We start from the raw sequence: 10,123 nt of genomic DNA, 5'->3' as shown, positions 1-10,123 counted from the left end.
TGACTACGGACGGCAGGGCGCGCTCCCCCTGACGCAAGGGGCGGGACCCTGCCGGCACTTGGAGCAGGAAGATGCGCAAAGCGATGGTGTGGTTCAGCGCCGTGGTTCTGGCAGGCGTGGCCTGCCTGTTCGCCGTCATCATATGCGCGGCGGTTTTCGTGAATGGGCGCACCGGCTCGGAGACCGATATCGCCAGCAGTGCGTTGCTGAAGTCGCCTCCGCCGCGCATGACCACCCCCGTCGAACTGAAGGTGGTCACGTTCAACGTGCAGAACCTGTGGGTCGTCGGCCGGAACCGCGCGGAACGCATGCGCGCAATCGGGGACCTGCTCACCCGGATCGACCCCGATGTCGCAGGATTTCAAGAGGTCTTCGCCGAAGAAGAACGCGGGATCCTGATTGACGCTTTGGCGGGGTCGCGGCTGCGATACCACGAGTATTTCCCAAGCGCCACGCTCGGCAGCGGCCTTTTGATTATGAGTGCCTGGCCTATCAAAGAGACGCTCTTCCACCGCTACACCGCAAGCAACGAATGGTTCCGCCTCTGGGAAGGCGACTGGTGGGCGGGCAAGGGCGTCGCCCTGGCGCGAATCGAACATCCGGCAGGCATCATTGATTTCTATGATACCCACGCGCAGGCCAATTACGGCCGCGCGGCCAACAGGGAAGTGCGCATGCAACAGATGCGCGAGGCAGCCCTCTTCGTGAACGAGACCCGCACGAACACCGGCCCGGCGTTCTTCGTCGGCGATTTCAACTGCCGCCCGGGCAACCCGGAATACGACCTGCTGGTCCGCGACATCGGCCTGGTACACCTGATGGACGACCAGAAACGCATCGACAACATTTTCGGCATCGCCGACCCCGCGTACACATTCGAGATGGTCGCTTTCGCGGAGTTGGAACGGCATAACGGCCGGCTGCTGAGCGACCACAACGGCTACATGTCCACCGTCCGCGTTGTTCCCGCGGCTGGCGCGGCGCCGCTCGAGGTTGCCCGGACGGATGCTGCCGCAGCGGCCGCGAGCGAAGCTGACACAACCCTGTAAACCACAGATGCCTGCTGCATGGTTCAAGAGCGCGCAAACCGGCGCGCGGCGTTTGTCATGGCGTGATCGTATGCGCTAGGATTTCTCTTCTTTTACGTGCGCGAATGAGGCTTTTCACGGAGAACGAACGTAATGCGACTTAATTCCGCTGTGTTTTCAGGTTTTTCCTGGTGCGTTGTTGCCTTGGCGTGCGCCACAATAACGAATGTGGCGCACCACGCTTGCGCCCAGCCACCCGGCGCAAAGGGCCGCGTCATCATCCTCGGCTTTGACGGGGTAGACCCGAAGATCACGCGCCAGATGATCGATGCGGGCGAATTGCCGAACGTAGCGAAACTCGAAGGGGCGGGCACCTTCGTCCCGCTCGCGTCGAGCAATCCTCCGCAGTCGCCGACGGCGTGGTCGAACTTCGCCACGTGCCGCACCCCGGTCAATCATGGCATTTTTGATTTTCTGCGGCGCAACCCTGCCAACTACTTTCCCGCGCCGGGTTTTGGCCTCACGAAACAGCCGGACCTCGCCCCGGACGGCGCGCTGGCGAACCCTGCCTCGTATATGAACTATCGCAAGGGCGAAACCTTCTGGAAAGTCGCGAGCGACCAGGGCGCGCGCGTGAAAGCGCTGGTCGTGCCGTTCGCCTATCCCGCCGACGACCTGACCGATGCCTGCTGTCAATTGTGCGGACTGGACGTGCCCGATATCCGCGGCACTCAGAGCACCTATTTCGCTTTCTCCGAGGATTTCGCGAAGCCGGAGCCGGTCGCCGGAGGCATGCGTCTGCCGTTGAAATTTGAAGGCGACACGGCGACGGTGCCGGTTCCGGGCATCGGCATCCCGGGCAAGCGCGGGCAGTACGCCGAAGTCCCGGTCGAGGTAACGGCCGACCGGGCCGCAAAGAAGGCGGTGATTCGCGTGCAAGAGCAGACGGTCACGCTGGCCGAGGGCGAGTGGTCGCCCTGGATGGAATGGACGTTCCCGCTCTCGCCGAAGTACCACGTGCGGGCCATCAGCCGCTTCCATCTTATGCAGGGCGACGCGCCGGTGCGCATCTACATGACTTGTCTTCAGATGCACCCGCGCGAACCGATGATCCCGATCAGCGAGCCGCCAGCCTATTCCGCGGAACTCGCCGACCGCTATGGCCTTTTCAAGACGATCGGTTGGGTCTATGACACGAAGGCGCTGCAAAAAGGCGACCTGACGGAGGATATGTTCCTCGAAGACGTGAAGCGCACCATGGCCTGGCGCCGCCAGCTTTGTCTGGACGAGATCGACCGCGGCAATTTCGACTTGCTCGTTGCCGCATGGACGGCCACCGACCGCGTTTCGCACATGTTCTGGCGTTTCCGCGACCCGAAACACCCTTTGTACACGCCGGAAGGCGCCGCCAAGTACGGGCGCGCCGTCGAGGACACCTACCAGACCATGGACGGCATCATCGGCGACGTGATGGCGCGGCTCCAGCCCGGCGACCTGCTCATGGTCATATCGGACCACGGGTTCCACAGCTTCCGCACGGGATTCAGCGTTAATACCTGGCTCATTCGCAACGGCTACCTCGCCGTCAAGGGGCAGACCGACCCGGCAACCGCGTTCACGGACGAGAAATACCTGCAAGGCTTCGATTGGCCGCGTACGCGCGCCTATGGCCTCGGGCTGGGCATGATCTTTCTCAACCTGCGCGGACGCGAAGGCCAAGGCATTGTCGCGCCCGAGGACGCGCCCGCCCTGATCGAGGAAATCCGCGGCAAATTGCGGGAAGTCGCCGACCCGGCCACGGGCGAGAAGATTTTCGGCCAGGTCTATGACCTGCACGGCGACCAGGGCGAATCCAAGATCGAGTCACCGGATATCCAGTTGGGTTATGCGGAGGGTTATCAGACCGCGAAGGCTTCGGCGGCGGGCGCTGCCCCCAAAGAGATTCTTTCTCCGAACGACGACAAATGGAGCGGCGAGCACGCCAGTTCCGACGTAGCCGACACGCCCGGCGTCCTGTTCGCCAACCAGAAGGTAGCAGAGAACCCGACGTTACTCGATATCGGGGTCACGGCCCTGCAGTACCTCGGACTCCAAGTCCCGCCCGTGTTTGAAGGAAAAGGCCTGCTCTAGGGGCCGGCGGGTGCTCATAGCAGAACCGGCCTCGACCGGTAAGAGATCCGCGTGCCTTCCCGCAGGATTTGCCGTCGAGAAAAGACACCGGCATATTCCATGAAGAATACAATGAGGTCATTTTCGATGGCCTTGCAGGAACTCGGAGAAAAGGCCCGCGAACTGTCCGACGCAGAGAAGATGGTCCCAGCAGATGTTCTGCTTGCCCAAGTCAGACGTCTGGATACGGCCAAGGGTCAGGCGTAGGCGAAAGAGGCGCGCCGGCCCAGGCAGGCCTTTCTTGCAGACCGTCAACAGGCGCATCCGTATGAATCGGTGAGGAATGAGTTCAGGCAGCATGAGGGGTCGCGTTTCTCGGCATCGCAAGACAGGAACTCCGCGACGCCTTTCACTGGTACGAACCTTCAGCGCGAGGAGTCGGCGATGCGTTCCTCGCCGAGATGGACAAAACGGTCCCGCGCATTCGGCGTTATCCCGAGTCGTGTCCGGTTTACGCGCATGGTATCCGCCGCCTGCTCGTCAACCGCTTCCCTTCCGGCTTGTGGCACGCGGAAGAAGCGGACAACCCCTGGCGCATGCCGTGGCCCATCTTCGTCGTGACCCCAAAATACTGGGTCGATCATGCGCGGGATGGCGATACCGGAGTCAAAACCGCGGAATGGCCTCAAAAGGGCAGCCAGATAGCGTCCTTCTGGCACCTTGCGTCTTCTTGGTCCTTACCCGCACTGTTACTCTACAAACTGCTTGTAGCTGTCGACGATCTTGGTTTTGACCTTCGCGCGGGCGGCGCGCAGCTTTTTTACCTCGGCGGTCTCGGTGATCGCGCCGAATTCGAGGTGGAATTCGCGGCGTTCGCCCGGCTGCAATTCCCGCAAGAGGCCCAGTTCGCGGTCGATGTGCTTGCCCTCGACGCCGCAGGTCGCAGGTTCGAGACCGCACACGTAGTCCTGCTCGCCCATCTGTTTCCACTCGACGAAGCGCGGCATCTCGCTCTTGCGGTACTTCACGTACACGCCGAAACCCTCGCCGCGCGCGAAGCCGTCGTTCACAATCGCCGCGGTAACGGTCCCGTCGCTTGCTGGGACCATGTCGTGGTAGTAGCATTTCTCCGCATAGCCGTGGATGGGGCCGTCCATCCGGAACCACTCCTCTTTCCCCGCCTGCGCGGCCGCATCGCGCGGCGCGACATGCCGGCTCGGCGTAATGAGTTCCGAGCCCTTATCCACCACGGGCCAACCGATGTTGCAGTGGTACAGCAGCATGAACGGCGTCGTCTTGAAACTCTCATTCGTCAGGACGTCATGAATAAAGAACCGTTTTGCGCCCAATTGGGTCGAGACGGTTCTCGTCAAGGAGAGGTTCTCGCCGAACACGCTCGTTTCGCGCATCGTACCGGACACCTGAAGCACGTAATCATCGCCCTGCCACTCCTGCACGACGCTTACGTTGCGCGCGGGCGTGTTGCCGATTCGCCCGTGCAGGCCCTCCCCCGTCAGGGCCGTGCGCAAGCCCGGCGCGGGCGCGCCCACGTTGGTCAGCCCGCACGTGGTCACGAGACCGCCAAAATAGCTGCGCAGCCAGCGGATGCCTTCCGCCTCGAAGTACTGCGGCGCCACGTCGCCGGTGGTCGAGCGCCAGCCCATCGCCTTGCCCTGAAACGCCGCCGAAGCGATGTCCAGCGCGCGATCGAGCACCACGGTGAGTTCCAGGCCGCTGCCCGTGTGGATCAAGGCTGCGCGCGCGGGCCGTTCGTTGCCGTCGTCGAGCTGCACGACGCGAACGCCCGCGATCTGGTCCATGTTACCGACGCGGCGGCGCAGGTCCGCCACGGAATACCGCTTGCCATAGATTTGCATTGCACGACCTCCCTTGCGCGAGAGTCTTGTCTGATTCTCGTGCACATACAATACGACGCACACCGCCGCGCCGCAAGCGGCTCGATTTCGGTCCATTGACATACGCGCGCACCCTGGCGAGAGAATCGAGCGGACACGGCGTTGAAACACGCGTGCGCGAAGTGCCGACCGTCGGTAAGCGCATCGGACAATCCCCGTTCATTCATTCCGGCGAAAACACTGCCGTCTTTAAATGATCTGCGGGCAAGTCTGGTTCAGAAACGCAAAGAAGCAATGGCTGTCGGCGAACAGCCTGTTCATGGTCGCGGCGTGCCATGCGGATATGGTGGCCGTGCCTGTTTGCCATGTCAGAAGGCAAATTGGGCGCAACCCCGATAACCGGCCGCATCCGGTGCGCAAACGCGACGTTTCCCGCGTCGGGTAAGGGCGCCTCAAGCAGCGCGCCGCCGGGCAGCGCCGCCGGCTCGTTCAAGATGACGGCCCGGTCCTTGATATGCCCACGAAAGGTCATCGCGAGTCACCGGAATGCCGTGCGCATGCACGCGTCATCTTTTTGCGAATGCAGTACAACAAAGGATGGAGCACGGATAAGACGTTCCCCGCTTTGATTTCGGCGGCGTTGCGACCTATTCTTATGCGGTTGTCTCAACGAATTGGAGGCGGTGGCCGTGCAGGGCGCCGCAAGACGGAAGGGAGTATCGAGCATGGCAAAACGCATTGAGAAGGTCTATCTGATCTCGAACGGCGATTTTCGCAGCTCGGCCTGCGTCGAGTGCTGGCCGATGCAGGAGTTGACGCTTCGGGAAGTGGCCAAGGCCTTTCGCAAGTTGGGCGTCCAGACGGAAACGCTTACGAAGTACGACGCAAAGAAGAAACATGGGTTCATTACGCGCCAGAGCGAAGGCGCGGCGGTCTTCTCGAAGATTGACCCCAACGCGCCGGTCGTCGTCGTGCTGAGTTGCTGGGCCTATTCGCACCACGTGTGCGGGCCGCTCCAGACCCACAAGGGCCCCATCCTGCTGCTCGCGAATTTCGACGGCACCTGGCCCGGCCTCGTCGCGCTGCTCAATCATTCGGGGTCGCTGCACCGGTTGCACATCCCGCATGCGCGGCTCTGGACGGACGCGTTCACAAAAGACGAATTCTTCATGACGCAACTCGGCAACTGGCTGCGCACGCAGAAGATCGAGTACGACGCTTCTCACCTGCGCGACGCCGCGAAGCTGCGCCTCGCGCCTGCCGCGAAGCGCTTTGGCGCCGAACTCGCGGCAGACATCCGCACGAAACGCCGCATCATGGGCCAGTTCGATCCCGGCTGCATGGGCATGCTCAACGCGGTCATGGACCCCGCGCTCGTCGGCGCGGCAGGCATGCCCATCGAGTATCTGAATCAATCCGACTTGCTCGCCGAGATGAACCTCGTGAGCGACGCGGAAGCGCAGCGCCACCTGAACTGGCTTGTGAAGAAAGGCTGCAACTTCCACTGGGGCACGGACGGCTCCAAGGAACTCGTCCATGGGCAGGTCATCTCACAGATGAAGATGTACGCCGCCGCGGGCCGGATGGTCGAGCGCTTCGGCCTCAGCGCCATCGGCATTCCCTATCAATTGGGTCTCGCGCGCTGCTGCTCCGCGTCCGACTTGGTCGAGGGTATGCTCAACAACGCCGACCGCCCCCCCATCAAGAGCCCGGAGACCGGCGCCATCGTCAAGCAGGGCAAGGCCATCCCGCATTTCAATGAAGGCGACCTCGGCGCGGGCATCCCCCAGATGCTCATGAACGAAATCTATGATCGCAAAGGCATGCCGGCCGAGACGACGCTGCACGACGTGCGGTGGGGCCGCGAGTATGACGGGAAATTCGTATGGGTATTTCTGGTCAGCGGCGGCGCGCCGCCCGCCCACTTCGGCGGATGGAGAAGGACCCACGTGTACCGGCAGCCGGCCATGTATTTCCCGCTCGGCGGAGGCACGTGCTCGGGCATCTCGAAACCCGGGCTTATCACGTGGGCGCGGTGCTACGAACAGTACGGTGAGATGGGCATGGACCTGGGCACCGGCGAAGTGCTCGACCTGCCCGCGCCGGAAGTGCAGGAACGGCTCGACAAGACCACTCCGGTCTGGCCCATCGCAAACGTGCACATCCCCGGCTACGACCGCAATCAGCTCATGGCCACGCACATGTCGAACCATATCGTGGTCGGTTACGGCAACATTCTGCCGGAACTCGCGGCAACGTGCTTGAACCTCGGGATCAAGACACGCATCGCCGGTGATGCGGGCAAGGAGCTCGCCTGAGACGTTCCCGAAGCGGAATGAATAGCGCGCATCGCGCAACCAGCCCCAACGCGCGCGAAGAGGAATCCGGCACGGCCGGCCTTCTTCGCGCGCTTCGTTTTCTTGCGCCCGGCAGCGATGCGCCACCCACTGGGCATCTTTTCCTGTAAGAGACCAATTTTCTGTCCGTTGAGTGGAGCATTTGAAAACGGTTCTGAAACACAACATGAAATTGTCTAAAATACCAGCTGTTTGTAACAGAGAACCCCTGTCCATACCGCTTCCTCAATTGCTTTGGTCATATTTCCACCGCCTTCTCGCCGTATTTCGCACGCCCCATGCCACGTTGAACCTCCTCGACGGTCTCCCGCCCGATTAGCCAATGCGCCAACACCATGTTTGTGTTCACCGTCCGGACAACATCCCCCCTTCGCCTCTGCTCCAGGATACCGACTACGCGGTCGAACGGGGCATCCCGTCTCGCCAAAGGGGCCCTTCGTTTGGGCTTACGCGTCGCTTACCTCTCTCAGGCGGAACGGAAAACGACTCGCGACTCCGCAGGCGACGACCTGGATGCAAGCCCGGCGCATTTGCGGGCGTTCCTCCCGCACGCCCACTCGGATTTCCCGGCGGCTGGCATATCACAGGCGGGCCGGCGCGCGGTCTTTTTTCAGTAAAGAACGTGTTCGCGCGGCTTGTCCCGCGTGGACATCTCGGGCTAGTATGTTTTCAAACTGGGTCAGCAAGAGAGGAGGGTTCTTGTCATGGGGAAGATCGGCATTGGAGTCAATATGGAATTTGTGCGCCACGCGGACAAGCCGTTCGAGTGGGGCGTGCGGAAAGCGGCGGAATTCGGCTATGAGTACGTTGAGCCGATGGTCCACCTGGGCCGCGAACTGCTGAGCGAGGCGGGTTACTTCCACAGCGTGTCGATGCTGGACGACCCGTACCGGGTCAAGAAAGCGTGCGAGGACGCGGGCATCCAGTTGTCGGGGTTGTCCGCCCATTGCCCGCTGTGCAAGCCGGAGGTCAGCACGGAGTACCTGAAACAGGCGGTGCGCTTCGCGGCGGAGTGCGGCGCGCCGGTGGTCAATACCGACGAAGGCCCGAAGCCGGCCTGGACCACCGAGGAGGAGGACCACGTGCTGATGCGCTACGTGCTGAAGGAGGCGTCGCTCGTCGCGGAGCGGCGCGGTATTCTGATCGGCCTGGAACCGCACCAGCAATACAGCAAGGACCCGGACGGCCTCGACCGTATCCACAATCTCGTTGATTCGCCGGCCATCGGCATCAATTTCGACACGGGCAACAGCTACCTGTGCGGACACGACCCGATCCGGTGGCTGCAACGGGTCAACGACCGGCTCGTGCACCTGCACGCGAAGGAAATCCCGCGCGCGCAGGCTGAAGCGGAACGCGGCAAGGTGACCGGCACCGCCGTGGGTTGCGCGTGCGGCGAGGGCGTCATCGACTGGCCGAATGTGGTGCGCGTGCTCAGGTCGTGCCCGCGCGACATCGTCATGAGCGTCGAGTGCGGCACCGTCGAAGAAGCGGAGCGTAGCATCACCTATCTCAAGACCCTGACCGGGTGATGCCCGCTCCTCAAGCGCCGCAAACGTGTGCAACGTGCGCCCCTGCTTGTACGAAGAGACCAGTATGGGGCGCATTCATGTCACACGCTCAGATTCTCCCGCCAGCCGGAAGACCGCGGCTGTCCAGCGCGGAACTCGAGCCATTGTTGCGGCCGTTCGGGCTTGACCGCGTGAAATACCCGATGATTGTCGTGGGCATACGCGGCTATTACCGGGATTCGATGGGCGCGCCGAATGTCAACGACCGCGGCATCTACGACGACGCGATTTTCCTCCAGACACCGAGCGCCTTTGCGGCGTACAACGCGAATACGGACCCCTCGAAGTTCCGGCCAGGCCACGGCACGGGCGCGAGCAAGGGCATGGCGTCGCTCAAGGCCGGGGCCTGGTTCGTGCACCGGTTCGGCCTGCACCGGGGCAAGTATCTGGCGTTATGCCAACGCTGCGGTCCGGTCACCGTCATTCGCGACGGCGACCCGCCCTATGAAGACACGGGGCACTTCGGCATCAATATCCACCGCGGCTCGTATACGAGAACATCGAGCGAAGGCTGCCAGACCATCCATCCCGGCCAGTGGGACAGCTTCGTCTCGCTGGCCGAAGACCAAGCGAGACGTTACCACGGCGCGAATTGGAGGAAGGCGGTTATTCCTTACATTCTGATCGACAATGCGTGAAGCGACGAAATGACGCCCGCGTCCGGAATCCCAACCGGGTCCCACGCGGGCGTCGGAAAGACTACGACTCTACTCTATCGCGCTAATCCCGGGCAGAATCCGTCCTCCGTCCCTTCGCCCGGGCATGCATGGTAGCCGCCCGAATTGTAGAACTGGATCAGGCGCAACAGTTCGGTAAGCTTAATCTCCCAGTCCGGTCCGGACGGCGCATAATCGCTGGAATGGGGCGCGCAGCTCTGGTTCGCGCCCGGCCCCGGCACATAGCCGTCTTCCGTGGAACCCGGGTCATCGGCGCAATGGAAGCCGCCCGAGTTGTAGAATTGAATGACGCGAAGCAGTTCCGTCAGATTGATCCGTGAATCACCATTCTGATCGGCAGAATGCTCGCCCTCGCCTTCACCCTCGCCCTCACCTTCGCCCTCGCCCTCACCTTCACCTTCGCCTTCGCCTTCGCCCTCGCCCTCACCTTCACCTTCGCCTTCGCCTTCGCCCTCGCCCTCACCTTCCCCCTCGCCTTCGCCTTCCCCCTCACCGTCACCCTCACCTTCACCCCCCACCACCCCA

The 10,123-nt window shown here is 62.4% G+C and carries 9 protein-coding genes; 5 read left to right on the top strand and 4 right to left on the bottom strand.

The features are described from left to right. Positions 1-71 precede the first annotated feature (71 nt). Positions 72-1,049 (top strand): endonuclease/exonuclease/phosphatase family protein, encoded by a 978-nt coding sequence (locus KA184_21230; protein ID MBP8132111.1) that lies wholly within the window; start codon positions 72-74, stop codon positions 1,047-1,049. Positions 1,050-1,181: 132 nt separating this feature from the next. After that, positions 1,182-3,158 carry an alkaline phosphatase family protein gene (locus KA184_21225; GenBank protein MBP8132110.1) on the top strand — a complete coding sequence of 659 codons (1,977 nt, stop codon included), beginning with the start codon at positions 1,182-1,184 and terminating at the stop codon, positions 3,156-3,158. Positions 3,159-3,562: 404 nt separating this feature from the next. Here KA184_21225 and KA184_21220 read toward each other — a convergent pair whose 3' ends face one another. The 3 genes from KA184_21220 to KA184_21210 form a co-directional block, all read right to left on the bottom strand. Continuing rightward, complete coding sequence (locus KA184_21220) at positions 3,563-3,856, bottom strand: hypothetical protein (protein ID MBP8132109.1); 294 nt, start codon at positions 3,854-3,856, stop codon at positions 3,563-3,565. Between the two features lie 30 nt (positions 3,857-3,886). After that, positions 3,887-5,014, bottom strand: coding sequence for an aldose 1-epimerase family protein (locus KA184_21215; GenBank protein MBP8132108.1), 1,128 nt, complete (start codon positions 5,012-5,014; stop codon positions 3,887-3,889). Positions 5,015-5,216: 202 nt separating this feature from the next. Then, on the bottom strand, positions 5,217-5,525 hold the full coding sequence (locus tag KA184_21210; protein ID MBP8132107.1) for a hypothetical protein: 309 nt from the start codon (positions 5,523-5,525) through the stop codon (positions 5,217-5,219). A 193-nt stretch (positions 5,526-5,718) separates the two neighbouring features. On the opposite strand from KA184_21210, the gene KA184_21205 reads away from it, so the two are divergent. The 3 genes from KA184_21205 (at position 5,719) to KA184_21195 (ending at position 9,559) form a co-directional block, all read left to right on the top strand. After that, positions 5,719-7,311 carry a fucose isomerase gene (locus KA184_21205; GenBank protein ID MBP8132106.1) on the top strand — a complete coding sequence of 531 codons (1,593 nt, stop codon included), beginning with the start codon at positions 5,719-5,721 and terminating at the stop codon, positions 7,309-7,311. Positions 7,312-8,054: 743 nt separating this feature from the next. Continuing rightward, complete coding sequence (locus tag KA184_21200; GenBank protein ID MBP8132105.1) at positions 8,055-8,882, top strand: sugar phosphate isomerase/epimerase; 828 nt, start codon at positions 8,055-8,057, stop codon at positions 8,880-8,882. Positions 8,883-8,959: 77 nt separating this feature from the next. Continuing rightward, complete coding sequence (locus tag KA184_21195; GenBank protein ID MBP8132104.1) at positions 8,960-9,559, top strand: hypothetical protein; 600 nt, start codon at positions 8,960-8,962, stop codon at positions 9,557-9,559. A 74-nt stretch (positions 9,560-9,633) separates the two neighbouring features. Here the strand turns inward: KA184_21195 and KA184_21190 are convergent. After that, a partial coding sequence (locus KA184_21190; protein ID MBP8132103.1) for a hypothetical protein occupies positions 9,634-10,123 on the bottom strand: 490 nt, incomplete at its 5' end.

This window comes from Candidatus Hydrogenedentota bacterium, assembly GCA_018005585.1.
Taxonomy (GTDB): domain Bacteria; phylum Hydrogenedentota; class Hydrogenedentia; order Hydrogenedentales; family JAGMZX01; genus JAGMZX01.
This window is presented reverse-complemented; position numbering and strand designations above follow the sequence as displayed.

Excerpts from the sequence above, each read along its gene's own strand:
- KA184_21230 (MBP8132111.1), top strand. The coding sequence starts at position 72 with ATGCGCAAAGCGATGGTGTGGTTCAGCGCCGTGGTTCTGGCAGGCGTG.
- KA184_21225 (MBP8132110.1), top strand. The coding sequence starts at position 1,182 with ATGCGACTTAATTCCGCTGTGTTTTCAGGTTTTTCCTGGTGCGTTGTT.
- KA184_21215 (MBP8132108.1), bottom strand. The coding sequence starts at position 5,014 with ATGCAAATCTATGGCAAGCGGTATTCCGTGGCGGACCTGCGCCGCCGC.
- KA184_21200 (MBP8132105.1), top strand. The coding sequence starts at position 8,055 with ATGGGGAAGATCGGCATTGGAGTCAATATGGAATTTGTGCGCCACGCG.
- KA184_21205 (MBP8132106.1), top strand. The coding sequence starts at position 5,719 with ATGGCAAAACGCATTGAGAAGGTCTATCTGATCTCGAACGGCGATTTT.
- KA184_21195 (MBP8132104.1), top strand. The coding sequence starts at position 8,960 with ATGTCACACGCTCAGATTCTCCCGCCAGCCGGAAGACCGCGGCTGTCC.
- KA184_21210 (MBP8132107.1), bottom strand. The coding sequence starts at position 5,525 with ATGACCTTTCGTGGGCATATCAAGGACCGGGCCGTCATCTTGAACGAG.